This window comes from Microbulbifer elongatus (assembly GCF_020524885.1).
In the GTDB taxonomy this organism is placed as follows: Bacteria; Pseudomonadota; Gammaproteobacteria; order Pseudomonadales; family Cellvibrionaceae; genus Microbulbifer; species Microbulbifer elongatus_A.
Genome location: NZ_JAIVKJ010000002.1, coordinates 485,338 through 509,927 on the forward strand (window position 1 = coordinate 485,338; position 24,590 = coordinate 509,927).

At 58.7% G+C, this 24,590-nt stretch carries 23 protein-coding genes; 21 read left to right on the forward strand and 2 right to left on the reverse strand.

Annotation, left to right across the window (positions count from 1 at the left end; genetic code table 11):
- Positions 1-54: 54 nt before the first annotated feature.
- A complete protein-coding gene (queG, locus tag LC059_RS09450; RefSeq protein ID WP_226703602.1) occupies positions 55-1,173 on the reverse strand; it encodes a tRNA epoxyqueuosine(34) reductase QueG in 1,119 nt (372 codons plus the stop codon).
- 155 nt (positions 1,174-1,328) lie between these two features.
- Here queG and LC059_RS09455 point away from each other — a divergent pair, with 155 nt between their 5' ends.
- The 16 genes from LC059_RS09455 to LC059_RS09530 all read left to right on the forward strand — a co-directional run bounded on the left by LC059_RS09455 (position 1,329) and on the right by LC059_RS09530 (position 19,637).
- Positions 1,329-2,861 carry an NAD(P)H-hydrate dehydratase gene (locus LC059_RS09455; RefSeq protein WP_226703603.1) on the forward strand — a complete coding sequence of 511 codons (1,533 nt, stop codon included), beginning with the start codon at positions 1,329-1,331 and terminating at the stop codon, positions 2,859-2,861.
- A 46-nt stretch (positions 2,862-2,907) separates the two neighbouring features.
- A complete protein-coding gene (tsaE, locus tag LC059_RS09460; protein ID WP_226703604.1) occupies positions 2,908-3,420 on the forward strand; it encodes a tRNA (adenosine(37)-N6)-threonylcarbamoyltransferase complex ATPase subunit type 1 TsaE in 513 nt (170 codons plus the stop codon).
- An 84-nt stretch (positions 3,421-3,504) separates the two neighbouring features.
- Entirely contained in the window at positions 3,505-4,851 is a 1,347-nt protein-coding gene (locus LC059_RS09465; protein WP_226703605.1) for an N-acetylmuramoyl-L-alanine amidase, read from the forward strand.
- Positions 4,852-4,903: 52 nt separating this feature from the next.
- Entirely contained in the window at positions 4,904-6,814 is a 1,911-nt protein-coding gene (gene mutL / locus LC059_RS09470; protein WP_226703606.1) for a DNA mismatch repair endonuclease MutL, read from the forward strand.
- A gap of 146 nt (positions 6,815-6,960) precedes the next feature.
- Entirely contained in the window at positions 6,961-7,923 is a 963-nt protein-coding gene (gene miaA / locus LC059_RS09475) for a tRNA (adenosine(37)-N6)-dimethylallyltransferase MiaA (RefSeq protein WP_226703607.1), read from the forward strand.
- 180 nt (positions 7,924-8,103) lie between these two features.
- Positions 8,104-8,388 (forward strand): RNA chaperone Hfq, encoded by a 285-nt coding sequence (hfq, locus tag LC059_RS09480; protein ID WP_226703608.1) that lies wholly within the window; start codon positions 8,104-8,106, stop codon positions 8,386-8,388.
- Between the two features lie 190 nt (positions 8,389-8,578).
- On the forward strand, positions 8,579-9,916 hold the full coding sequence (gene hflX / locus LC059_RS09485; RefSeq protein ID WP_226703609.1) for a ribosome rescue GTPase HflX: 1,338 nt from the start codon (positions 8,579-8,581) through the stop codon (positions 9,914-9,916).
- 111 nt (positions 9,917-10,027) lie between these two features.
- On the forward strand, positions 10,028-11,179 hold the full coding sequence (gene hflK / locus LC059_RS09490) for an FtsH protease activity modulator HflK (RefSeq protein ID WP_226703610.1): 1,152 nt from the start codon (positions 10,028-10,030) through the stop codon (positions 11,177-11,179).
- Positions 11,180-11,190: 11 nt separating this feature from the next.
- Entirely contained in the window at positions 11,191-12,066 is an 876-nt protein-coding gene (gene hflC / locus LC059_RS09495; RefSeq protein ID WP_226703611.1) for a protease modulator HflC, read from the forward strand.
- Between the two features lie 142 nt (positions 12,067-12,208).
- A complete protein-coding gene (locus tag LC059_RS09500; protein ID WP_226703612.1) occupies positions 12,209-12,394 on the forward strand; it encodes a DUF2065 domain-containing protein in 186 nt (61 codons plus the stop codon).
- Positions 12,395-12,457: 63 nt separating this feature from the next.
- Positions 12,458-13,648: an ATP phosphoribosyltransferase regulatory subunit gene (locus LC059_RS09505; RefSeq protein ID WP_226703613.1), complete on the forward strand. Its 1,191-nt coding sequence runs from the start codon at positions 12,458-12,460 to the stop codon at positions 13,646-13,648.
- Between the two features lie 117 nt (positions 13,649-13,765).
- The gene (locus LC059_RS09510; RefSeq protein WP_226703614.1) at positions 13,766-15,088 is read left to right on the forward strand and encodes an adenylosuccinate synthase; all 1,323 of its coding nucleotides are present in this window, start codon (positions 13,766-13,768) and stop codon (positions 15,086-15,088) included.
- 207 nt (positions 15,089-15,295) lie between these two features.
- Positions 15,296-16,696, forward strand: coding sequence for a selenium-binding family protein (locus LC059_RS09515; protein ID WP_226703615.1), 1,401 nt, complete (start codon positions 15,296-15,298; stop codon positions 16,694-16,696).
- Positions 16,650-17,366, forward strand: coding sequence for a hypothetical protein (locus LC059_RS09520; protein ID WP_226703616.1), 717 nt, complete (start codon positions 16,650-16,652; stop codon positions 17,364-17,366). Before LC059_RS09515 ends, LC059_RS09520 begins: the two co-directional genes overlap by 47 nt.
- A 168-nt stretch (positions 17,367-17,534) precedes the next feature.
- On the forward strand, positions 17,535-18,194 hold the full coding sequence (gene trhA / locus LC059_RS09525) for a PAQR family membrane homeostasis protein TrhA (protein ID WP_226703617.1): 660 nt from the start codon (positions 17,535-17,537) through the stop codon (positions 18,192-18,194).
- Between the two features lie 216 nt (positions 18,195-18,410).
- A complete protein-coding gene (locus tag LC059_RS09530; protein WP_226703618.1) occupies positions 18,411-19,637 on the forward strand; it encodes a lytic murein transglycosylase in 1,227 nt (408 codons plus the stop codon).
- 74 nt (positions 19,638-19,711) lie between these two features.
- On the opposite strand, the gene LC059_RS09535 is transcribed toward LC059_RS09530, so the two are convergent.
- Positions 19,712-20,728 (reverse strand): succinylglutamate desuccinylase/aspartoacylase family protein, encoded by a 1,017-nt coding sequence (locus LC059_RS09535; RefSeq protein ID WP_226703619.1) that lies wholly within the window; start codon positions 20,726-20,728, stop codon positions 19,712-19,714.
- Positions 20,729-20,942: 214 nt separating this feature from the next.
- Between LC059_RS09535 and LC059_RS09540 the strand changes: the two genes are divergently transcribed.
- The 5 genes from LC059_RS09540 to LC059_RS09560 all read left to right on the forward strand — a co-directional run bounded on the left by LC059_RS09540 (position 20,943) and on the right by LC059_RS09560 (position 24,581).
- Positions 20,943-22,139, forward strand: coding sequence for a multidrug effflux MFS transporter (locus LC059_RS09540; protein ID WP_226703620.1), 1,197 nt, complete (start codon positions 20,943-20,945; stop codon positions 22,137-22,139).
- 347 nt (positions 22,140-22,486) lie between these two features.
- Complete coding sequence (locus tag LC059_RS09545) at positions 22,487-22,957, forward strand: hypothetical protein (protein WP_226703621.1); 471 nt, start codon at positions 22,487-22,489, stop codon at positions 22,955-22,957.
- 97 nt (positions 22,958-23,054) lie between these two features.
- Positions 23,055-23,579, forward strand: coding sequence for a hypothetical protein (locus LC059_RS09550; protein WP_226703622.1), 525 nt, complete (start codon positions 23,055-23,057; stop codon positions 23,577-23,579).
- A gap of 76 nt (positions 23,580-23,655) precedes the next feature.
- Positions 23,656-24,144, forward strand: a complete 489-nt coding sequence (locus LC059_RS09555; protein ID WP_226703623.1) for a hypothetical protein — start codon at positions 23,656-23,658, stop codon at positions 24,142-24,144.
- A 68-nt stretch (positions 24,145-24,212) separates the two neighbouring features.
- The gene (locus LC059_RS09560) at positions 24,213-24,581 is read left to right on the forward strand and encodes a transposase (protein WP_226703624.1); all 369 of its coding nucleotides are present in this window, start codon (positions 24,213-24,215) and stop codon (positions 24,579-24,581) included.
- Positions 24,582-24,590 lie beyond the last annotated feature (9 nt).

Genomic DNA, 24,590 nt, shown 5'->3' on the forward strand with positions numbered 1-24,590 from the left:
TGAATAGCACTAACGAATAGCGAGAGCCCACAGCGCCAGCCGGGTTCGGCGTATTTATTCTGCCGCCCTGCGAATCTTCCGCTTGCGCCGCCGTCCACTGCGCAGGCGCATTAGCGCCCAGGCAATGTGTTCCTGAACCAAAGGCGTCGCATTCTCGTAGGCGCTTTCCAGCAGGTCGATAAGTTCCGGGGATGCGTCGGCATTGCCCAGGGCCACCGCCAGATTGCGCTGCCAGCGCTCAAAGCCGATTCTGCGGATCGCAGAACCCTCGGTCTTCTTCAGAAACTCCTGCTCAGTCCACTGGAACAGTGTTGCCAGCTCACCGCTGTCCAGCCCGTGCCGCGGATGAAAGTCCTGCTCGGCAGTGGGTGTGGCGAACTTGTTCCAGGGGCAGATGATCTGGCAGTCATCGCAGCCAAATACGCGGTTGCCTATTGGCTCGCGGAACTCTTCCGGGATAGGCCCCTTGTTTTCGATGGTCAGGTAGGAAATGCAGCGGCGCGCGTCCAGGGTGTAGGGGGCAACGAAGGCGTCGGTGGGGCAAACCTTGAGGCAGGCGGTGCATTCACCACACTGGTTCGGCTCCTCGCTGATGTCCACAGGTAGCGGCAGGTTGGTGTAAATTTCGCCGAGAAAAAACCAGCTGCCGGCTTGGCTGTTGATCACCATGCAGTTTTTGCCGATCCAACCAAGCCCTGCCTTTTCCGCCAGGGCGCGCTCCATCACCGGTGCACTGTCGGTAAAGGCGCGGCCGCTGGTCGCGATACCGCGCTCTTCACAATAGCGGTCTATCTGCTGTGCCAGCTGCGCCAGGCGTTTGCGAATCAGTTTGTGATAATCGCGGCCATTGGCATAGCGGGAGACATAGGCCTTGTCGGCACTTTTCAGGATCTTTACCGGCTCGGTATCCGGTGGCAGGTAATCCAGACGTACGCTGATCACCCGCAGGGTACCTTCTTCCAGCAGTTCCGGGCGCCAGCGCTTTTCGCCATGGGCACCCATCCACTCCATATCGCCGTTATAGCCGGCGTCCAGCCATTGCTGCAGCCGCTCGCCGTGCTGTTCCAGGTGGCAGTCGGTAATGCCCACTTGCTGAAAGCCAAGCTCCCGCCCCCACAGCCGGATCTGTGCGGCCAGGTCTTGCAGTAATTGCGGGTCAGGAGTGGAGCTCATAGAACGAGTGTGCGGCGATTTGGGGGTTGAGGCGGTATAATTGCCGGTATTTTGCCACAGATTAAAATTTGACCACAGTGCGCTGTGAAGCATTCATAGGTTGAGAAGGGTGTATAGGTTGATAAGAGTAGATAGAAGGGAACGCAGTAGACACCATGGATAGCCCGACCCCAAAAAGTCCGACCCGGGCTCCCGCCCAAAATGCGCTTTCTGCACCGCAGGATCTCTACAGCGCAGAGGCCGTGCGCCAGCTGGATCAACGGGTCATCACCCAGCAGCAGATTCCCGGCCTCGCACTGATGAAGCGCGCCGGGCGCGCAGCCTATGATTGCCTGCGCAGCCGCTGGCCGGATATGGCTGCTTTGCAGGTGTTCTGTGGCGGTGGCAATAACGGCGGTGACGGCTATGTGATTGCCGGCCTCGCCGCCCAGCGGCAGATTCCGGCGACGGTCTATGTGGGTGTGCCTGTGGAAAAACTGACAGGGGATGCGCTGGAGGCCTACCGCTTTGCCGAGCGCGAGGGCGCCACACTGGTGGCGAGCCTGCAGGACTTGCCGCCGGTGGAGAAGAATACCGTGCTGGTGGATGCGCTGCTGGGCACCGGATTTTCCGGGGCGCTGCGGGCACCCATGGACAGCGCTATTGCGCACATCAATGATGCCGCTGCACCAGTGCTGGCGGTGGACCTGCCGTCTGGCCTGCACGCCGACAGCGGCACCGCGGCATCCGCGGTACAGGCAGATGTGACCGTGACCTTTATTGGCCGCAAAGCCGGTCTGTACCTGGGGCGCGGCCCGGCCCTAAGCGGTGAAGTGATATTCGACGATCTGGGTGCGTCTCCGGATATTTATCAACAGGTGCCGGCACTACTGACCCGGCATAGTGGTGAAACCCTCGAACGCTTGCCCCCGCGCGCAGCCGACAGCTACAAGAACCAGTTCGGCCATGTGATGGTGGTTGGCGGCGACCACGGCTATGGCGGCGCGGCACTGATGGCTGCAGAGGCTGCCGCCCGCGCCGGTGCCGGCCTGATTTCCCTGGCCTCGCGCCCGGAGCATGCGGCCGCAGTACTGACCCGCTGCCCGGAAGTCATGGCACAGCCCGTGGTTTCCGGGCAGGAGCTGGAACCGCTGCTGGAGGCGCCGGATGTGATCGCAGTGGGCCCCGGCCTCGGCAAGAGTCCCTGGAGCGAGCAGTTGCTGGCTCGCGCCGGTCGCGCCAACGCCAAGCTGGTGCTGGATGCGGATGCGCTGAATATTCTCGCCGGTGGCAGAGTGCTCGCGGGCGTAAAGCGCGACGACTGGGTACTGACCCCGCATATCGGCGAAGCGGCAAGATTGCTGGGTGTTTCCAATGCCGAAGTGAGCGCCGACCGCGTGGCCGCGGCGAAAGCGATTCAGCAAAAATTCAGCGGCGTAGTGATACTTAAGGGTACCGGTACCCTGATTGCCCACAGTGACGGCATCGAGATAATCAACAGCGGTAACCCGGGCATGGCTTCGGGCGGCATGGGCGACCTGCTGACCGGTGTTCTTGCCGCGCTGATTGGACAGGGTATGGCGCTGCCTGCAGCGGCGCGACTGGCGGTGTGGCTACATGGCGAGGCCGGCGATCGCGCGGCGGTGGGCGGCCAGCGCGGCCTGCTCGCCACCGACCTGCTGCCGCATATCCGTGCACTGGTGGACTGATTTGCGGGCTAAATTACCGCTGAGCTATTGAGCAAGAGTATTCGACGTGAGCGCATTGCCTGTGGATAAAACCCTGTACCTCGCTGACGAGGCCGCGACCGTTGCCGCCGGTGAGGTGCTGGGCAAAGCCTGTGATGAAAGCGGGCTCGGCGCGGGGCTGGTGATTTTTCTCGGCGGCCAGTTGGGTGCCGGAAAGACCACTTTCAGCCGCGGGGTGTTGCGCGCATTTGGCCATCGTGGCGCGGTAAAGAGTCCGACGTATACTCTGGTGGAACCCTACGAGTTCTCACCGGGCGAGGAGGGCGAGCGTCGGGTCTACCACTTTGACCTCTATCGCCTTGGCGATGCCGAAGAGCTGGAATATATGGGGGTGCGGGACTACTTTGGCCCCGGCAGCCTGAGTCTGGTGGAGTGGTCCGAGCGCGGCGCCGGGGTATTGCCGCCGCCGGATCTGGAGCTGACATTGCAGTTACAGGGGGAAGGGCGTGAACTGACGCTGACTGCGCTGAGCGATGCTGGAAACGCAGTTCTGGCTCAGGCACAGTTTTCTCCCGGTTGATTGAGCGATTTGATTGAACGACTTGATGGAAGCGGGTGTGATCAGGGACGGAAAACCGCAAAAGGATTCGACAGGGTAATAATAATGATCGGAGCAGGTTTGCCGGTGCGGCTGAAAACGAAATTCACGAGTGCGGTTTTGGCGGCAGTGCTTGCGCTGCCGGTTTTCCAGGCAAGCAGTGCCGAAGTCGAAGGTGTGCGCCTGTGGCGCGCGCCGGATCACACCCGGTTGGTGCTCGATCTGGACGGCCCCGCGGAGCACAAACTGTTTACCCTGAAAAACCCCGATCGCGTGGTCATCGATGTGAGTGGAGCAAAACTGTCCAGCGCATTGGACGGCCTGCCGCTGACGGATACACCCATCGCCAGTGTGCGCCACGCGGTAAAAAACGCGCGTGACCTTCGGGTGGTGCTGGACCTCAAACAGCCGGTCAACCCTCGCAGCTTTGCCCTGCGCCGCCACGAGCAGCTCCCCGACCGATTGGTGATCGACCTGCACGACCTGGGTAAGGTGGAAGAAAAAACCATTGAGCAGGTTCAGGTGGTCAGCGGCAAGCGCGACATCGTCGTTGCCATTGATGCGGGCCATGGCGGTGAAGACCCGGGTGCTTTGGGGCCGGGTGGCCTGCGCGAGAAAGATGTGGTGCTGGCCATCTCCCGCTACTTGCAAAAATCCATCGACGCGCGCTCCGGCTTCTCCGCCAAACTGGTGCGCACCGGTGATTACTATATTCCCCTGCGCGACCGCGTGAAAAAAGGGCGCGAGATGCGTGCGGACCTGTTCGTGTCCATTCACGCGGATGCGTTTACCCGCAAGGATGCCCGCGGTGCCGGTGTCTATGCGGTGTCCTCCCGCGGCGCTACCAGTGAGACCGCGCGTTTTCTGGCGCAGCGGGAAAACGAATCCGACCTGATCGGTGGTGCCGGCAGCCTGAGCCTCAGCGATAAGGACGACACCCTGGCCGGCGTGTTGCTGGACCTGGCGATGACCGCCACCATGAATGCCAGCCTGGATATCGGCAGTAGTGTATTGAGCTCCCTGGGCACATTTACCCACCTGCACAAAAAGAAAGTTGAGCAGGCCAACTTCTCGGTGCTGCGCAATCCGGACGTGCCGTCGATCCTGGTGGAGACTGGTTTTATCACCAACCCCCAGGAGGCGCGTCGCCTGCGTGACCCGTCATTCCAGAAACGCATGGCCCAAAAGCTCGGCGACGGTATCGTGGCCCACTTCAGTGCCCGTCCTCCAGCGGACAGCTGGCTCGCGGCCAACGGCAATCGCATTGATCGCAAGCATACGATCACACGGGGTGATACCCTGTCGGGCATTGCCGCCCGCTACAACATTTCCATCTCGGACCTGAAGCGGGCCAACGGCATGCAGACCTCCATGATCCGGGTGGGCCAGACGCTCACTATTCCTTCGGGGTAATTGACCCCGGAGTAAATCTCCAATCGCCAGTTTTCCGATCACCAGTTTCCCAATGCCAGAACATATTCAGTTACTTTCCCCCAGACTTGCCAACCAGATTGCCGCCGGTGAAGTTGTCGAGCGGCCGGCCTCTGTCATCAAGGAGCTGTTGGAAAACAGCCTGGATGCGGGCGCCACGAGGCTGGAGGTCGACCTGGATGCCGGTGGTACCAAGCGCATTATGGTGCGGGACAACGGTAAGGGGATCGAAAAGGAAGACCTGCATCTGGCCCTGGCCCGCCACGCAACATCAAAAATTCACGCTCTGGAAGATCTTGAGGCAGTTGCCACACTGGGGTTCCGCGGCGAGGCTCTCGCCAGTATTTCGTCCGTGGCCCGCCTCACGTTGACCAGTAGCCGCGACGACACCGGCAAAGGCTGGGTGGTGTCCGCCGAGGGGCGTGAGATGGAGACCCAGCTGGCACCCGCGGCCCACCCGCGCGGCACCACCGTTGAAGTGCGGGATCTTTTCTTCAATACCCCTGCGCGCCGCAAATTCCTGCGCACGGAAAAGACCGAATTCAATCGCGTCGATGAGACCATCAAGCGCCTCGCCCTGTCGCGCTTCGATGTGTCTATTAGCCTGCGCCACAACGGCAAGGGTGTGCATAACCTGCGCGGCGGCACCAGTCGCGCGGAAAAAGAGCGCCGTGTAGCGCAGTTGTGTGGCCCGGCGTTTATGCAGAATGCCCTGCATATCGAAATGGAGCGCAGCGGCCTGCGTCTGTGGGGGTGGGTCGCCCAGCCGGCCTTTTCCCGCTCCCAGGCCGACCTGCAGTTTTTCTATGTGAACGGCCGTGCGATTCGCGACCGGGTTGTGAGCCATGCCGTGCGTCGCGCCTTTGCCGATGTGCTGTATCACGGCCGTCACCCGGCGTTTGTGCTTTACCTGGAGCTGGACCCGGCCTCGGTGGACGTAAACGTACACCCTACCAAACACGAAGTGCGCTTCCGCGACAGCCGCCTGGTGCACGACTTCCTGTTTGGCTCCCTGCACCGTGCACTGGCCGATGTGCGCCCGGGGCAGCGCGATGAGCAGGACGAAGAGGCACCGCAGATTTCCGGCGTGAGCGCCGGAGAGTTCGCCGGCCAGGAGCGCATGGCGCTGGCACCGGCTCAGTCCGCAAGCCCGCAGCCGGGACACCCGCAAACAGGCGGATTTGCCGGTCAGGGATTCGGCGCACAGACATCGCCCCAGCGCATCCAGCAGCAGATGCAGGGGTATGGCGAGTTGCACCAGCCCTATATGGGTGGCCAAGAGCGCGGTGTTCAGGAGGTGCCGGCTCCCGTGCAGTCCGCGAGCTGGGCGCAGGAAATGCCGACAGAGGCGGACAGTGAGGCGCCGCCACTGGGATTCGCCATCGCCCAGCTGCACGGCATCTATATTCTTTCCCAGAACCAGCACGGCATGGTGGTGGTGGACATGCACGCGGCGCACGAGCGCATCGTGTACGAAAATATGAAGGCCGCCCACGCGGCCGGCGGTATTCAGGCGCAGCCGCTGCTGGTGCCGGTAAGTCTGGCGGTGAGCGAGCGCGAGGCGGACTGCTTTGAGGAGCGTGAGGAAGTGTTTACTTCCCTCGGTTTTGTATTGCAGCGCGCGGGCCCAGAGACCCTGATGGTGCGCCAGGTGCCCACCATGCTGCACGGCGCACCGGTGGAGCAACTGGTGCGAGACGTGTTGTCTGACCTGCTGGCGGAAGGCAGTAGCGATCGCATTGGCAACCAGATCAATGAGATTCTCTCCACCATGGCCTGTCACGGCTCGGTGCGCGCCAACCGCAAGCTCACCATTCCGGAGATGAATGCGTTGCTGCGTGATATGGAGCGCACGGAGCGCAGTGGCCAGTGCAACCACGGCCGCCCAACCTGGACCCAGGTGAAGCTGTCCGATATGGATAAGTGGTTTATGCGTGGCCAATAATGGACGCCTTCATAAACCTACTGCGCGGATGCCTGGCGGCGTCCGGCGGTACTCGGCATGCTCATGTATAGCGAATACATTCCGCTGCCTGCGTTCCGGCGGCCACCACCAGGCACCCGCTCGCTACGGTTTCTAAAGGCGTCCAAATGCAAATAAACCCCGCGCGCCCCCGCGCTATCTTTCTGATGGGGCCCACTGCCTCCGGTAAGACGGATCTGGCGATGGCCATCAGTGATCACCTGCCGGTCGAGTTGATCAGTGTGGATTCCGCGCTGGTGTACCGCGGGCTGGATATCGGCTCGGCGAAGCCGACCCCGGAAGAAATCGCGAAATACCCCCATCGCCTGATCGATATCTGTGACCCGGCTGAAAGCTACTCGGCCGGGCGCTTCCGCGAGGATGCACTGGAGGCCATGGCCGAGATCAGTGGGTGTGGAAAAATTCCGCTGCTGGTGGGCGGAACCATGCTGTACTTCAAGGCTCTATTGCAGGGAATGGCAGAGATGCCGCAAGCGGATCCGGTGTTTCGTGCAGAGACGGAAGCGCGCGCGGAGCGGGAAGGCTGGCCTGCCTTGCACGCCGAGCTGGCGAAGGTTGACCCTGCCCTCGCTGCGGAGCTGCATCCGAATCACTCGGTGCGTATCGAGCGTGCGCTGGAGGTCTATCACCTTACCGGCAAGACCATGACCCAGCTGCGTGCCGAGCAGGAGAGTGATTCCCTGCATGGGCAATACGCCATCCAGCAGTTGGCGATCGTCCCGGAAGACAGGTCAATCCTTCACCGGCGCATCGCCGAGCGTTTCGAGCGCATGCTGGAGAATGGCTTTATCGATGAAGTGAAGGCCCTGCGTGCCCGCGGCGATCTGCACCGGGACCTGCCGGCGATTCGCGCGGTTGGCTACCGGCAGGTATGGGAGTACCTCGAAGGTGAAATGGATTACCCGCAAATGGTGGAAGCCGGTATCGCCGCCACTCGTCAGCTCGCCAAGCGCCAGCTCACCTGGTTGCGGCGCTGGCCAGACCTGCAGCGAATCTCCGCACAGGAGCCTGGCGGCAAAGTCCGCAAAATCGATGAAATGTTGATTGAAGCCTTGAAATTTCTCGGTTGAGCAGCCATAACGTGAGTGGGCTGGTGTATCCGGTCCATTTCAGTCAGTTATTCACAGAGCCTCGTTAACTTTTGGCTCTTTTTTATACGCCGTATCACCATGGCCGTTTCTTAGTCCGCGGAGTTCGCGGGCGCGATCGTGCGTCATCTGGCGATTTATCTTTTGGCAAGGAGAAAAAAGATGTCAAAAGGGCACAGCTTACAAGACCCTTACCTGAATGTTCTGCGTAAAGAACGTATCCCGGTTTCTATCTATCTGGTTAACGGCATCAAGCTGCAGGGCCAGATCGAATCTTTCGACCAGTTCGTGGTGCTGTTGAAAAACACTGTCAGCCAAATGGTCTACAAACACGCGATTTCTACCGTTGTACCCTCCCGCGCTGTGCGCGTGCCGCTGATGAATCCGGCGGGACAGGGAGAAGGTGCCGCACCCGAAGGTGGTGAGCGCGATACTTTCGGCGGATAAACAGCTGATCGACAGTGAATCGTCGCGCACTCCGGCTGCCACTTACCTGGTGTGAGGGGGTTTCCGTAGCGGTGATGTCACTGAATAATCGTTTTACCATGCAGTAATTTACAGCGCCCCGGTTCGTCCGGGGCGTCTGTTGTTCGGCGTCAGTCCAATGGCGCACATTTTGAGTTCAAGAGAATAATCCTTGTTTTTTGATCGCCCGGAATCCGGTGAGCTGGCAGTGCTGGTCCACCTGGAACTCTCCGCCATCGACAGCCCCGACGACCCGCGGGAGTTTGAAGAGCTGGCACTCTCCGCCGGCGCCGACCCGGTGGCATTTATTTTTGGCCAACGCGCCTCCCCTGACCCCAAGACCTTTGTTGGTCGCGGCAAGCTGGAAGAAATCCAGGAAACCGTGAACAAACACGGCGCCGAGCTGGTGATCTTTGACCACACCCTCTCGCCCAGCCAAGAGCGCAATATCGAGCGCGAGCTGAAGTGCCGGGTGCTCGACCGCACCGGTCTGATCCTGGACATCTTTGCGCAGCGTGCCCGCACCCACGAGGGTAAGCTGCAGGTAGAGCTGGCGCAGCTGCGCCACATGTCTACCCGCCTGGTGCGGGGCTGGACGCACCTTGAGCGTCAGAAGGGTGGTATCGGCCTGCGCGGCCCGGGTGAAACCCAGCTGGAAACCGACCGCCGGTTGCTGCGAGCGCGCATCGACTCCATCGAAAAGCGTCTCGACAAAGTCCGCCGCCAGCGCGAGCAGGGGCGCCGCGCGCGCTCCCGTGCGGAAGTGGCTACCGTCTCCCTGGTCGGTTACACCAACGCCGGCAAATCTACCCTGTTCAATCGCATTTCCGATGCCGAGGTCTATGTGCGCGATCAATTGTTCGCCACCCTGGACCCGACCATGCGCCGGGTAGAGCTTCCCAATGTGGGGGCAATGATTCTGGCGGACACCGTGGGATTTGTTTCCCACCTGCCGCACCGCCTAGTTGAAGCGTTTCGTGCCACCCTGGAAGAGGCGGCAAATTCCACCCTGCTGTTGCACGTGGTGGACGCTGCGGCGGAAAACCGCCTGCACCTGATCGAAGAAGTGCAGTCGGTACTCGAGGAAATTGGCGCGGCAGATTTGCCCCATCTGCTGGTGTACAACAAACTGGACCTGTTGGCCGATGCGGAACCGCGTATCGACCGGGATGACCAGGGTGTGCCGCGCGCGGTATGGCTGTCTGCGGCCACCGGTGCCGGTTGTGAACTACTGGTGGAGGCCATCGCTGAGCGCCTCGGCGAACAGATGGTGAGCGGTGCCGTGGTGATACCACCGCAACACGCCCGTCTGCGTGCGCAATTATTTGAAGGCAACGCGGTTCAGGAAGAAAATTATCGCGACAACGGTGATGTGGAACTGAAGATTTTGCTGCCGCGCGCCGAGCTACAGCGCCTGATGGCGCCTTTCCGGGAAGTTGGCAACCCGCCCCAGTGGCTGCCGGAAAATCCGGACGAAGAGCCAAAACCGGAAGACTGGGAAATCGACTGAGCGAGTTTTCCCGTAGAAGAATACAGCCCTGTGCGCGGATACTCTGTGGCAATCAATGCTAGAATTTCGCGACAGCTAACGATCAATAAATTGAAGAGTTGGAGTAAATAAATGGCCTGGAACGAACCGGGTGGTAATAACAAGGACCCCTGGGGTGGCGGCAATCGCAACAATGACGGCCCCCCCGATCTCGACGAGCTGCTGCGTAAGATGCAGCAAAAGCTGAACGGCCTGTTCGGCGGCAAGCCGTCCGGCGCTGATGACGGCCGCCCCGGTGGCGGTAGTTTCCCCTGGTCGCTGGTGGCGATCGTGCTCGCCGTGGTGTACGGCCTGTGGGGCTTCTACCAGGTGGATGCGAACGAATCCGCGGTGGTCCTGCGCCTGGGTAAATACCACAGCACCAACACCGCCGGTCTGCATTGGAACCCGCCGCTGATCGATCACGTCACCAAGGTGAACATGACCGAGGTACGTACCGAGCGCACCACCGGACAGATGTTGACCGAGGATGCGAGTATCGTTGACGTGGTGCTGCAGGTGCAGTGGCATATCGACGATGCCGAGTCCTTCGTACTGCGCGTTGCCGATCCGCTCAAGAGTCTGCAGGAAGCCACCGACAGTGCACTGCGTCACGTGGTCGGTTCCCAGACCCTGAACGGCGTCATCTCCCAGAATCGTACCCAGGTTGCCGCGGATACCCAGCAGCGCCTGCAGGAATATCTCGACCTGTATCTGACCGGTATTCGTGTGGATGTGGTCAACCTCACCGACGCCAAGGCGCCGCGTGAAGTGCAGGACGCATTCGATGACGTCGTGCGCGCCCGCGAGGACGAGGTACGCCTGCAGAACGAAGCCCAGGCCTACTCCAATCAGGTAATCCCGGTGGCCCGCGGCTCTGCCCAGCGCATGATCGAGGAAGCGGAAGCCTACAAGTCCCGTGTAGTCGAGAGTGCCCGCGGTGAAGCGGCGCGCTTCACTGCACTGCTGACGGAATTCCAGCAGGCGCCGGAAGTCACCCGTGAGCGGATGTATATCGATGCCGTGCAAGAAGTGATGAGCAACACCTCCAAGGTGATGGTGGATGTCGAAGGCGGTAACAACATGATGTACCTGCCTCTCGACAAGCTGGCGGAAAACAGCGCGACCGGCGCTGGCCAGCGCCAGCAGGTCTCTCCGCAGGTGATCGACGAGATTTCCCAGCGGGTGATCAACCAGCTTCGCACCGAAGTGAACAACGCTCGCCGCAGCCGCGAAGTGCGATAAGGAGAAGTGCAATGAATAGTAACAAATCACTTTTTATTATTGCGCTGGTGCTGGTTGGCCTGCTGATCCTGTCCGGCAGCGCCTTCGTAGTCAAAGAAACCGAAAAAGCCGTGCTGCTGCGCTTCGGTGAAGTGGTGCGCACCGATTACACGCCGGGGCTCTACTTCAAGATTCCACTGGTGCACGAACTGCGCAAGTTTGACGCGCGTATCCAGACCGTCGACTCCCAGCCGGTACGGATGCTGAACAGCGAAAACAAGTTCATGATGGTGGACTCCTACGCGAAGTTCCGCATCTTCGACGTGGGTCGCTTCTATGTGGCGACCCGCGGTGACGAGCGCAACGCGGTGCGCCTGCTGGCTGAGCAGATCAACAACCGTCTGCGTAACCAGTTCGGTGTGCGCGACCTGCACGAGGTAGTGAGCGGTCAGCGTGATGAGCTAATGGGGGAAATCACCAAGAACCTGAACGAGACCGCGCAAACGGACCTCGGTGTGGAGATTGTCGACGTGCGCGTTAAGCGTATTGACCTGCCGCCGGAAGTATCTGAGTCCGTGTTCCAGCGGATGCGTGCCGGTCGTGAACTGGAAGCGCGGGATCACCGTGCGAAAGGTCAGGAAGCCAGTGAGCGCATCCGCGCCAACGCGGATCGCCAGAAGGTGGTGATCGAGGCGGAAGCCTACCGCAAGGCAGAAGAGCTGCGCGGTGCCGGCGATGCCGAGGCGGCCAAGATCTACGCGCAGGCCTTTAGCAAGGACCCGGAGTTTTACCGCTTCTCGCGCAGCCTGACGGCCTACAAAGAGTCCTTCAAGAGCAAGAGCGATATGCTGTTGATGGAGCCCGATAGCCAGTTCTTCCGCTACCTGAAGGACCCTTCTGGCAACTAGCGACTATTTTGTGGCCACTGTGGTGGCCACACCCCCGCAAAATAGTGGTAAAATCCCCAAAACCGGGCCGGCGCCCGGTTTTTTTGTGCCGGCCCATTTTGTTGAATCTCTTGTGCACTGACGCGCTTTTGGAGCTGCCACCGTGTGGGACGAGCTGGTCCGGGCCCTGGCCCTGGTACTGATCATTGAAGGCATACTGCCTTTTCTCTACCCCCGCCGCTGGCGCGCACTGGTGCAACAGCTGGCATCTGTGGATAATCGCAGCCTGCGCACCGCCGGGCTGGTATCCATGCTCGCCGGTACAGCCCTGCTGATGCTCTTTGGCTGATCTCCAGGACTGAGGTTCTCCCGGCCCATGCGGCCGCACTGTTAACTGTCGAACGCCCACACCATGACCCAAGCCGAACGCTGGATGCTACCGGATGGCATCGCCGAGATTTTGCCTGCTGACGCCAAGCGGGTGGAAACCCTGCGCAGAAACCTGCTGGACCTCTATCACCGCTGGGGCTACGAGCTAATTATTCCGCCGATGGTAGAGTTCGCGGACTCCCTGCTGATCGGCATGGGACGCGACGTGGACCTGAGCACATTCCGCGTGACGGATCAGTTGTCCGGACGCAGCCTGGGAATTCGCGCGGATATTACGCCGCAGGCGGCGCGTATCGACTCCCACAGTTTTCCCCGCAGCGGTGCCAACCGCCTGTGCTATGCGGGCCAGGTGCTCTACACCCGTCCGCGTGCGCCCATGGGGCCGCGCGCACCGATCCAGATCGGTGCGGAGCTGTACGGCGTTGAGAGCCTGCAAGGGGACATCGAAGTCATCAGCCTGATGATCGAGACCCTGCGCGCTGCGGGTATTCGTGAGATTCATCTGGACCTGGGTCATGTGGCCATCTTCCGCAGTCTGGCCCGCGCCGCGGGACTCGATGAAGAGCAGAAGAGCGAATTGATTGCCCTGCTGCAGAGCAAGGCGGTGGCGGATATCGAGCGCTGGGTCGATGCCAATATCAGCTCTGCCGATGCCGCCAACTGGCTGCGCACGCTGCCGCGCCTGGCGGGAGGTACCGAGTGCCTGGTACGCGCACAGGAACTGTTCGCGAATGGGCCCGAAGCACTGAAGGGCGCGCTGGAGGAGCTGCAAAAAGTTGCCGACGCGGTCGCGCGCCGCTACCCGCAGGTAGCGCTGTTCTTTGACCTCGGCGAAATGCGCGGCTACGACTACGAGACCGGCCTGGTATTTGCCGCATATTCTCCAGGGCACGGCCAGGCACTGGCCAACGGCGGCCGCTACAACGGTATCGGCGCTGTATTTGGGCGCGACCGGGCCGCCACCGGTTTCAGTACCGACCTCGCAGCCATCAATGCCCTCGGCGGCAACGGTGACCGCGAAGCCGGTGCGATTCTGGCACCCGCCAGTGACTGCGAGCAGCTGTGGCAGACCGCCGAGTCTCTGCGCGCCGAAGGCGAAGTGGTCATCAGCCTGATGGGCGACGCCGGCAGCGATGACAGCGAGACGTTGGCACGCTGTGACCGCGAACTGGTAAAGGAAGGCGCCGGCTGGGTGGTGAAGCCCCGCTCGTAAACCCTAAGCTTTGCTATTGGCCTCTGGCCAGTTGAACCGATTTCTAGGCCGCACGACGGGCGCGGCCGCTCCTTCTTTCCGCCCGTCTACTGAACTGACGACACGAGATTTACGCACATGGGCAAGAATGTAGTGGTGCTGGGCACCCAGTGGGGCGACGAAGGTAAAGGCAAGATTGTCGATCTGCTGACCGAGAAAGTCGCACTGGTGGTCCGCTTTCAGGGCGGTCACAACGCCGGCCACACTCTGGTGATCAACGGTGAGAAAACCGTACTGCACCTGATCCCTTCCGGCGTGTTGCGCCCGGATGTGACCTGCCTGATCGGCAACGGCGTGGTGCTGTCTCCGGAAGCCCTGCAGAAAGAAATGGGTGAGCTGGAGTCCGCTGGCGTACCTGTGCGCAAGCGCCTGCGCCTGTCCCCGGCCTGCCCGCTGATCCTGCCGGTACACGTGGCCCTAGACCAGGCCCGCGAAAAAGCCCGCGGTGACAAGGCGATTGGCACCACTGGCCGCGGTATCGGCCCGGCCTACGAAGACAAAGTGGCCCGTCGCGGACTACGCCTCGGCGACCTGTGCAACTGGGACAACTTCTGCGCGCAACTGAAAGAGCTGCTGGAGTACCACAACTTCGCCCTGACCCAGTACTACAAGGTCGATCCGGTGAGCTACGAGGAAACCCTCAAGCTGGCTGAAAACTGGCGTGATGACCTGGTGCCGATGATCGCCGACGTGGCGGACATGCTGCACAAGGCCCGCGAAAACGGCGAGCATATCCTGTTCGAGGGTGCCCAGGGCTCCCTGCTGGATATCGACCACGGCACCTACCCGTTCGTGACCTCTTCCAATACCACCGCCGGCGGCACCGCCACCGGTTCCGGTTTTGGTCCGCTGTACCTGGATTATGTGCTGGGTATTACCAAGGCCTACACCACTCGCGTGGGCGGCGGTCCCTTCCCCACCGAGCTGGGCTGCGATGTGGGCCGTCACCTGGGTGAGAAGGGCCACGAGTTCGGCGCTACCACCGGTCGTCAGCGCCGCACCGGCTGGTTCGACGCTGTGGCGGTACGCCATGCCATCCGTATTAACAGCATCTCCGGCCTGTGCCTGACCAAGCTGGATGTACTGGACGGCCTGAAGGAAGTGAAGATCTGCGTAGGCTACCGCAACGCCGCCGGTGAAGATGTGCCGGTACCCTTCGACGCCGCAGGATGGGAAGGTGTCGAGCCGGTCTATGAATCCATGCCCGGCTGGAGCGACACCACTTTCGGTGTGCGCCGCGAAGCGGAGCTGCCCCAGGCAGCGCGCGACTACATCGCCCGCATCGAAGAGCTGGTGGGCGCACCCATCGATATCATTTCCACCGGCCCGGACCGCGTACAGACCATCGTGCGTGAATCCTCCGCTCTGTGTGAAATGGGTATCCACAACGCGAGCGTCTGAACGCACCGCTGTTGATACATTCCCCCGGGAACCGCCGCTCAGCGGTGGTTCCCGCTCCAGGCCCTGCCGCCTATTGCGCAAGTACCCCCCAAGTACCCGGTGATCTTCGCGCCCAATTCCCCTTTCTGTTGAATGGTTCTCCCGTCCCGTTCCTATACTCGATCCATTTCTGTTACCCACAACAAATGATAAATCGAGGAAGGGCGCATGGGCCTCTGGAAGCCGGATCCATCTTTCTACCCATCGGCAAAGATGGCAATGCAGGCGCCGCCTGAGCGCCACGCCTATGTGGCAGCACTGAACTACGGGCGTAATGATCAACCGGACGGGATCTGCGTGGTGGACCTCGATCCAGACTCCGCCAGCTATGGCACCGTTCTGACTACGCTGGAACTCCCCAATGTGGGGGACGAGTTGCACCACTTTGGCTGGAATGCCTGCAGCTCTGCCCTGTGCCCGTTTGCGCCACACCCACACCTCGAGCGCCGCTATCTTGTGGTTCCGGGGATTCGCAGTTCCCGCCTGTACATCGTCGACACCAAACCCGATCCCACCAAGCCGCACATCGCAAAAATTATCGAGCCCGAGGAGGTGATCGAAAAATCCGGCTACAGTCGGCCGCACACGGTGCACTGCGGGCCGGATGCGATTTATGTCAGTGCCATGGGTTCTACGGATGAAGACGGTCCCGGCGGAATATTTATGCTCGATCACTTCAGTTTCGAGGTGAAAGGGCCGTGGGAAATCGATCGCGGGGACCAGGAGTTGGCGTATGACTTCTGGTGGCACCTGGCCGAAGATGTGCTGGTTAGCAGCGAGTGGGCCAAGCCGCACCAGTTTGAAAATGGACTGGTGCCGGAAGACCTGCTGGCCAACAAATACGGCCACCGTCTGCATTTCTGGGATCTGCGCAAGCGCAAGCGGGTTCAGACCATTGACCTGGGTGCCCAACACCAGATGGTGCTTGAATTGCGACCGGCTCACGACCCGCGCAAGACCTATGGATTCGCGGGTGTCGTCATCAGTACCGCCGATCTCTCCGCATCCATCTGGCTGTGGCAGCGCAGCGACAAAGACGGGCAGTGGACCATGGACAAGGTCATCACCATCCCTGCGGTACCTGCGGAGGAAAGCGCGCTGCCCCCGGCGCTGAAACCTTTTGGCGCGGTGCCGCCCTTGGTCAGTGACATCGACCTCTCCCTGGATGATCGCTTTCTCTATGTTTCCTGCTGGGGCACCGGTGAGCTGCACCAATACGACGTCTCCGATCCCCTCAACCCGAAACTTGCAGGAAAAGTGGCCATTGGTGGCATCGTCAACAAAGCGCCCCATCCCAAATCGGATGGGCCACTGCTTGGCGGGCCGCAGATGGTGGAGATCAGCCGCGACGGCAAGCGTGTGTATTTCACCAACTCCCTCTACAGCACCTGGGACGACCAGTTTTATCCGGAGAAGATGGGGGGCTGGATGGTGAAGGTAAACGTCCAGCCGGACGGCGGCATGGCGTTGGACCCCGGCTTTTTTGTAGATTTTGGCGATACCCGGGTACATCAGATTCGCCTTGAAGGGGGCGACTCCTCCACCGATTCCTTCTGTTACCCGTCATGAATCTGTGGGTCAGGATGTGATTGTCTCCATCGTCCCCTGGCTGGCCATGCTGGGGTTCGGCGCCTTTCATGGTCTCAATCCCGGCATGGGCTGGCTGTTCGCCCTGTCCCTGGGGTTGCAGCAGCAACGTGAGCGGGTGATCTGGCTGTCTCTACTGCCTATCGCCGCCGGCCACGCGCTAGCGATCGCGCTGGCGGCGATGCTCGTTCTGTTCGGTACAAAAGTCATTTCCCTGCCCGCGCTGCAGTGGCTGACGGCGGGGTTGCTGCTCGCCTTTGGCCTGTACAAGCTTTTCAATTACTACCGTCACCCGCGCTGGGTCGGGATGAAGGTTGGGCTGGGGGATCTGTTCCTGTGGTCCTTCCTGATGGCAACGGCCCACGGCGCCGGCCTGATGGTGCTGCCTGCACTGATCGGCGTCGCCGGAGGCGATGTCGGGCATGCCGGACACGGCGAGCACGCGTCACATCTCGGGGCGAGTGGAGTGAATATGTTGCTGGCCGTAATCCTGCATACCGGTGCCATGTTGCTGGTGATGGGGGGCACCGCGTGGATCGTTTATCGGAAGTTCGGACTGGCCATCCTGCGCCGGCACTGGATCAACTTCGACCTCATCTGGGCTATTGCCCTTCTGATTGCCGCCGCCGTTGCTGCAATGATGGCCCTGTGACCTTCTGCGGGTGGTGGTGAGGGGTGCAGTAAGCTGAATGGATGGTCTCAGAATTCGCTTGCACTGTCGCCGCTTCCTGTTGAAGATTAGACCGGATTTAATTAAATAGTCATTTTTTATTGCGATATTGCTTGGGACCACATTCGGTCGTCCCGGAGGTCCAGTTTCATGTCTACCACCCTTAACGCGGGCCGTTACAGCTTCGCCGAAGAGATCGCCAACAGTGTCACCCATGGTATTGGTGCATTGCTGGCTATTGCCGGCCTGGGCGTTCTGTGTGGCTTTGCCGCCCTGCGTGGTGATGTCTGGCATATCGTCAGCAGCAGCATCTACGCCGCTACCCTGATTCTGTGTTTTTCCGCGTCGACGCTGTATCACAGCATCACCCATATGGGTGCCAAGCAGGTGCTGCGCACCATAGACCACGCTTCCATCTTCCTGTTGATAGCCGGTACTTACACGCCGTTTACCCTGGTGACCCTGCGCGGGCCCTGGGGATGGTCGATCTTTGGCGTAATCTGGGGATTGGCGCTACTGGGACTGATTATTCAGTTCACCCCGCTGAAAAAGATCCGCGCCCTGTCGATCACCCTCAGCGCTTTGATGGGCTGGGTGGTCATTGCGGCGATCAAGCCGTTAATGGATAACCTCGCCCCCGGCGGTCTCTGGCTGCTTGTGTTGGGGGGGCTGTGTTACACCGGAGGTATTGGTTTCTACCTCTGGCGCAGTCTGCGCTTCCATCACGCCATCTGGCATCTGTTTGTACTGGCTGGCGGAGTACTGCACTTTTTTGCAATTCTGTTTTACGTCATTCCGCCCGCGAGCTGACCTGCGAGCCGGATAGCCAGGCTGCGGTGGCAGCGCTCCGCCAGGAAATGCCAGCACCGTCTGCGAGGTTGATTGGCATTCCGTTGAAAAGAGCCCTCGGCACGTAGAATATAGTGTCGGGCCAGTCACAACCTGGGTGACTGGCACCAATCCTCCCTTTCCGTTACCTGTCATACGTTCTACCCTTGTGCGAGCTGTTATTGCCAAGGAGCTGTTATGGGCCAGGTTGCCTCTACCCCGGTGCGTCGTGCCGGCTTTGTTTCCATCCTGTTTGCTTTTTTATGTGCGCTGCCACTGGTGGCGGCTGCTGCCGCGGACCCGGGGTTTGAAAAGTGGAAGAAAGAGTTCCGCAAAACCGCCATGAAAGAGGGGATTACCGCGGAAACCTTCGATCGCGCATTCAAGGGCATCGATTCTCCGGATCAGTGGGTGCTGGACAAGGCGAGCTATCAGCCGGAGTTCAAGGCGCCGGCATGGCAGTATTTTGATAACCGTATTACCAAGTACGCGGTACAGCGCGGCCGCGCGAAGAAAAAAGAGCTGCAGCCGTGGCTGGATAAAATTGAAAAGCAGTCCGGGGTGAACCCGAATATTCTGTTGGCGATCTGGTCGATGGAGTCGAGCTTCGGCGCGATTCTGGATAACAAGACGGTAATGCGCAGCGTAATCCGCTCCCTGGCGACACTGGCATATGCGGATCCGAAGCGCGGCAAATTTGGTCGCAGCCAGTTGCTGGCGGCACTGAAAATTCTGCAGAGCGGCGATATCGACGAGAGCCACCTGACCGGTTCCTGGGCGGGTGCCATGGGCCACACCCAGTTTATTCCCACCAGCTACCAGGCGTACGCGGTGGATATGGATGGTGACGGCAAGCGGGATATCTGGAATTCGGTACCGGATGCCCTGGCGACGGCGGCCAATCTATTGAAGAAGAATGGCTGGCGCTCTGGGGAGACCTGGGGTTATGAGGTGACAATTCCGGATCGCAAGTTGCCGGCGGGCAAGTTGAAGATTTCGGAGTGGGAGAAGCTGGGTGTTAAACGGGTCGGTGGCAAATCCTTCCCGCGACCGGATGATATCGCGGAGCTTAAGGTACCGGCCGGGCGCAAGGGGCCAGCGTTTTTAATGTTGAAGAATTTCTTTGTGATCAAGCGCTACAACAATTCGGATCGCTATGCCGCAGCGGTGGGTATTCTGGCGGACCAGATTGGTGGTGCGGCGCCGCTGACCAAAGACTGGAAGCGTCCATTCACCAAGCTGGATCAGGATGAAGTGATCGAGTTGCAGACCAAACTGAAGGAGAAGGGATTCTACGACGGTGAGATCGACGGCAAGGCCGGCGGCGGCACTCGTAAGGCCATTCTGAAGTTTGAAGAAGAGGCCGGGGTTGAGCTGCAGGGCTTTCCTAGTAAGGAAGTTTTGGAGCTCCTTCGTAAGCAGTAACGTTTTTTAGGTCTTAGGTGGCGGGCGCCCAGCGCCCGCCCTTCACGTCTAAGGCAATAAATTTGTAAGCCGCACTAGAAATTTTCCTCGGGCAGCAACGAATCCTGCAATAACTCCAGATTTTCCAGCACCTCATTCGGCTCCTGGAAGTACGCCACGTGGTACATCGCCTCTCCCTCCTGTACCAGAGGGATATTCTGTTTGCCGATAATAATGCCATCGGCACCCGCCAATACCTTGTCCAGTTCGTTGCCGTACAGGTCGGCAATGGTGGCGAGGACCTCTCCTTTCTTCACGTGATCCCCAAGCTGCCGTTTGTGGTTGACGATGCCGCTGTCACCGGCACGCAGCCAGCCGCTGCGTCGGGCAACAAAAGGCTCGATGCCCTGGCGTCCTTTTTTGGGGGGCAGCATGTCGAGTTTGCGCATGACGTTGAGTACGCCGCGCACGCCAGCGCGAATACACAGTTCGTCGAAGCGCAGGGCTTCACCGGCTTCGTACAGCAGGATACGTACACCGAGGTCCGCAGCGGCCTGGCGCAGGGAGCCGTCGCGCAAGGTCGCATTTAAGAGCACCGGCACGCCGAAAGCGGAGGCCATGTCTCGGGTTTGCTGATCGTCGAGGTTGGCGCGGATCTGGGGCAGGTTGCTGCGATGGAGGGCACCGGTGTGCAGGTCGATCCCGTAGTCGCATTTGGCGACAACCTCTTCGAGGAATACGTGGGCCATGCGTGCGGCGAGGGAGCCACGTGCGGAGCCGGGGAAGGAGCGGTTCAGGTCGCGGCGGTCCGGCAGATAGCGGGACTGCTGCAGTACGCCGTAGACGTTGACCACTGGCACAGCGATCAGGGTGCCACGCAGGGATTTGAGCGCTTTACTGTTGATCAGGCGGCTAATGATTTCTACACCGTTCAGTTCGTCGCCGTGGATGGCGGCGCAGACGAACATAGTGGGGCCGGGCTTTTTGCCACGGTGCACATACACCGGGATGGCCATTTCGGTGTCGGTGTAGAGGCGCACGATGGGTAATTCGATCTTGCGGGTTTCGCCCCGGGCCACGTTGACGCCGGCGATCTCGAAGGGCTCTTGCATGAAATAGGCTTTGGAAAATTGAGTTGTTCGCTATTGTAGATGTGACGCAGTGACTCAGGGAAGTCGGTTTTCGTGGTGACATCGAGGGCTTGGACTGGCAATGAGGGCTGTTAGAATCGAGGGAGTGTTCGGGCAGAGAGGTCCGGCGGTACGATTCACCGGATTTTCCGGACAACCGGAACTCGAGAAGTTATCGAGAAGTCACCAGGAAGTTATGAAGCCCGATCTGATTAAAATGGCCCTGATGCTCGGCCTGCTGAGCTGCGTTGGCCCCTTTGCCATCGATATGTACCTGCCCGCCATGCCGGCAATGGCCGAGGACTACGGCGTACCCACGGCCATGTCCCAGTACACGCTGGTATCCTTTTTTATTGCCTTTGGTGTCTGCCAGCTGTTTTACGGCCCGGCGGCGGATATGTTTGGGCGCAAGCCGCCACTCTACTTTGGGCTTGTAATTTTTCTGCTGGCGTCCATCGGCTGTGCGCTGGCGCCCACCATTGAATGGCTGATCGCACTGCGTTTTGTACAGGGGGTGGGGGCTGCTTCAGTGATGTCGATTCCGCGCGCGATCATTCGCGACCGGTATACCGGCACCGAGGCTACCCGGCTGATGACCACGGTAATGCTGGTCATCTCCATTTCACCGATGCTGGCTCCCCTGGTTGGGAGTTTGTTGATGACGCCGTTTGGTTGGCCTTCGGTATTCTACGCCGTGGCAATGGCAACGGTGGCGAGCCTGCTGTTAATCCGTTTTGCGCTGCCGGAAACCCTTCCCTTAGACCAGCGTGTACCGGTGAAACCCGCCGCCATGTTGAGTGCTTTCCGTGTGCTATTCCGTGACAGCTACTTTATGGGTATGACACTGATCGGCGGCATGGGTATGGCAAGCTTTTTCTCGTTTCTTTCCATCGCCGCGTTCCTGTATACCGAATACTACGGCCTCTCTCCCACCCAGTTCAGCCTGGCGTTTGCCCTCAATGCTCTGGGGTTCTTTGCCGCCAGTCAGTTTGCGGCAAACTTCTGCGAACGCTTTGGTGGAGTAACCGTGGTGAAGTGGGCTGTGGCGGGGTTTGCCGTAAGTGCCGCAGTAAATCTTGCGCTCAACCTGGCCGGTATCGATGACTTCGCGATTCTCGTGGGTCTACTGTTACTCGGCAATTCCTTCCTGGGGCTGGTAGTGCCCACCACCATGGTACTGTCACTGGACGATCACGGTCCGATCGCGGGTACCGCGGCATCACTGGGTGGTACCCTCCAGATGATGCTGGGGGCAGCAGCGATTGGCATAGTGAGCGCGGTGTTTGATGGAACATCGCTCGCATTGGTGAGTGCAATCGCTGCCTGTGGAGGGATAGCGGCGCTCCTGTCTTTATTGACCCTTCGCCAATCGTTGCAACCAGCTACTACTTGAGCTGATTACCGGACCGAGGGTATGCGAAATACGCATTACGCTTTCGTGGTTACCCGATACTGAGAGCAAGTTTGCGGGAATTGGCCGTAGATCAGAAGCCTTTGGCTTGTGTGCACGGAATGAGATAGGGTAACTGCTTGATTTATATGCAGATCCAGAATGCAAAGTTGCCAACTAATAAATTAGAACAATAGCCATAGGCTCGTTTTACCTCGTGGCTGAAATAACACACTACAGTAACGGATTGATTTTTAAAAAAATATTTCGTGCGTGCAAGGTTGCGCCAGAGAATAATGGCATCAACAACACAAGCCTATGGGCTATGAATAAAACTGTTAGTATTTATTATGAATATCGCACAAGAACTAAAAGAGCTAAATCTTCGAACCAGTGTCATTTTGGCAGCACTCTTTTGTGCCTTCTTAGGGCCTGGGGCATTACTGATTCTTTATTTTGATAAAGAGCTGTTCCTAGAGATTGAGACCACTAAGCTCATCCTCCTTTCGTTCGGCATAGCTTCGCCTGGGGTAGTAATTCCCGTGGCAATCGGAGTTTTGCTATTCCCGTTATTTCATAAAGAGAATGTAACTACTCAGGAACTACGTGTTATTGCAACGCTTGGGTTTTTTAGGCATTCATTTAACAATGCAGTAGTGCTCTACGGTATTGTGTTCCTTGCGTACTCATTGACTCTTTCAATTCCTTATTTTTTGCGGCTCTATGGCTATTGCATCGGCATTGGCTTAATTTTTGAAGTTTGGCGGGTATGGCAAGTTTCGAGAACTACGGTACCGGGGGGCGCTGTCACCACCGGCTAAATACTAACAAGCGGTTGTAGTCGCCGCGAATTACGCGGCTGGGACGGCTTACGCTACGCTCCAGTCGCCCCTAAACCGAGCGTTAGGGTTACTTAGCATGAGATTGATACTCTCAATAGTAATGACATTCACTCTTTCAGGTTGTGTTTTGAAAGATGATTATCCGTCTAGCTGGGGTGCGTTACCGAACCACGTGGATAGCCGATGTCGGGATATTTCAGGTCTTTATGATAATGTTGGTGAAAATACATTAGAAAATGGTGAGTATCATCTTGCTCAGATTCTTCTTCCCCTTTATTCATCAAAATATAAGGTAGAGTGGGTAAGAATCGACGTCCAGGCTAATAAATTTAAGGTAACTATTTACGATACTTCTGGGGATTCATATGAATCCGAAATCGGGCACTCTGAAGGTTTGAAGTGTGACGGCGGAACCTACCAGATTGCTCGCAATACAGTGGCCAATTCTGGTGGTGCGATAGGAAAGCAATGGCTTAGCTATAGGATCCAGTCTAATGAAGAATCACTGATTATTGAAAAGACACAAGCTACTTTGGGGGCACTTTTCTTTATTCCGATTGCAGGGCAAGAATCTCATTGGCTCCGATTTAGAAAACCCTAACAAAGCCGGGTAATCAGCTCCGGGCCTCGCGGCCCTCCGCGGGGCAGCATAGCTGCTCTACGTCGTAGGACCATCGATGATTGAATTTCTTAAAACTTTTTCTGCACAAATTATCGCCATTTGCGCATTGGCGCTTACTATCATTCAAGCGTATATCCAGCGCCGCCACAATGTTTTGTCTGTGAGGCCCCATCTATCAGATTTTGTGAATAGTGACCGCAACGATAGTTCGGCAAGGCTGAAGGCAATTATTTCAAACAATGGCATTGGCCCAGCATTTATTGAGAGTTTTCAGGCATACCTGGATGGCAAAGAGTGTGATCCGGAGCAAGCAGTACAATCAATGTTACAAAACGCGAGTGTACCAAAGCAGTTTTCTTCTCTAGGAAAGGGCTACGCAATGAAGCCGGGTGAAGAGAAAACAGTAATTAGCGTAATTTTTCCATGCAAAACGGATGAGGATGTAAAAGAGATGGAGAAACGGCTAAATCGCCTTGATTTAAAGATTGAGTATAAATGTTCCTATGGCAAGAAATTTACATTTGACACACGAACCAACAGCTAACAAGGTGCTGCCGCTGATCTGTAACCACTTTCGTGGACGGTATCTACTGTTCATGTAAGAGGTCCAGAATGGGGCAAACAAAAAAGCGTAACTACGATCGTTACACATTGGCCTACAAGCTTCAGGCCGTTAAGTTGGCCAACCATCCTGACGTTAGGTCAAAGGATGTGGCAGAATCCCTCGGCATACACCCGGTGATGCTATATCGGTGGCAGATGGAGCATCGCCGGGGAGAGCTGAAGGAAAATAAGCATATGAGACCATCCAAACCTTCACCGAAACGCCGCCCCGATAGAGCTGATCCAGTAAAAGAAGCAGAAGAGAAGCTGGCCGCTGCAGAGAAGAAGATCAAGAAGTTGGAACGCGAGCTAGCCAACCGCAATGATGAGATCGATTTGTTAAAAAAGGCCGAGCGGTTCTTCCAGCGGAAAAAGTAAAGCTCTTCG

Excerpts from the sequence above, each read along its gene's own strand:
- queG (WP_226703602.1), bottom strand. The coding sequence starts at position 1,173 with ATGAGCTCCACTCCTGACCCGCAATTACTGCAAGACCTGGCCGCACAG.
- LC059_RS09455 (WP_226703603.1), top strand. The coding sequence starts at position 1,329 with ATGGATAGCCCGACCCCAAAAAGTCCGACCCGGGCTCCCGCCCAAAAT.
- LC059_RS09465 (WP_226703605.1), top strand. The coding sequence starts at position 3,505 with ATGATCGGAGCAGGTTTGCCGGTGCGGCTGAAAACGAAATTCACGAGT.
- mutL (WP_226703606.1), top strand. The coding sequence starts at position 4,904 with ATGCCAGAACATATTCAGTTACTTTCCCCCAGACTTGCCAACCAGATT.
- miaA (WP_226703607.1), top strand. The coding sequence starts at position 6,961 with ATGCAAATAAACCCCGCGCGCCCCCGCGCTATCTTTCTGATGGGGCCC.
- hfq (WP_226703608.1), top strand. The coding sequence starts at position 8,104 with ATGTCAAAAGGGCACAGCTTACAAGACCCTTACCTGAATGTTCTGCGT.
- hflK (WP_226703610.1), top strand. The coding sequence starts at position 10,028 with ATGGCCTGGAACGAACCGGGTGGTAATAACAAGGACCCCTGGGGTGGC.
- hflC (WP_226703611.1), top strand. The coding sequence starts at position 11,191 with ATGAATAGTAACAAATCACTTTTTATTATTGCGCTGGTGCTGGTTGGC.
- LC059_RS09505 (WP_226703613.1), top strand. The coding sequence starts at position 12,458 with ATGACCCAAGCCGAACGCTGGATGCTACCGGATGGCATCGCCGAGATT.
- LC059_RS09510 (WP_226703614.1), top strand. The coding sequence starts at position 13,766 with ATGGGCAAGAATGTAGTGGTGCTGGGCACCCAGTGGGGCGACGAAGGT.
- LC059_RS09515 (WP_226703615.1), top strand. The coding sequence starts at position 15,296 with ATGGGCCTCTGGAAGCCGGATCCATCTTTCTACCCATCGGCAAAGATG.
- trhA (WP_226703617.1), top strand. The coding sequence starts at position 17,535 with ATGTCTACCACCCTTAACGCGGGCCGTTACAGCTTCGCCGAAGAGATC.
- LC059_RS09530 (WP_226703618.1), top strand. The coding sequence starts at position 18,411 with ATGGGCCAGGTTGCCTCTACCCCGGTGCGTCGTGCCGGCTTTGTTTCC.
- LC059_RS09535 (WP_226703619.1), bottom strand. The coding sequence starts at position 20,728 with ATGCAAGAGCCCTTCGAGATCGCCGGCGTCAACGTGGCCCGGGGCGAA.
- LC059_RS09540 (WP_226703620.1), top strand. The coding sequence starts at position 20,943 with ATGAAGCCCGATCTGATTAAAATGGCCCTGATGCTCGGCCTGCTGAGC.
- LC059_RS09545 (WP_226703621.1), top strand. The coding sequence starts at position 22,487 with ATGAATATCGCACAAGAACTAAAAGAGCTAAATCTTCGAACCAGTGTC.
- LC059_RS09550 (WP_226703622.1), top strand. The coding sequence starts at position 23,055 with ATGAGATTGATACTCTCAATAGTAATGACATTCACTCTTTCAGGTTGT.
- LC059_RS09555 (WP_226703623.1), top strand. The coding sequence starts at position 23,656 with ATGATTGAATTTCTTAAAACTTTTTCTGCACAAATTATCGCCATTTGC.
- LC059_RS09560 (WP_226703624.1), top strand. The coding sequence starts at position 24,213 with ATGGGGCAAACAAAAAAGCGTAACTACGATCGTTACACATTGGCCTAC.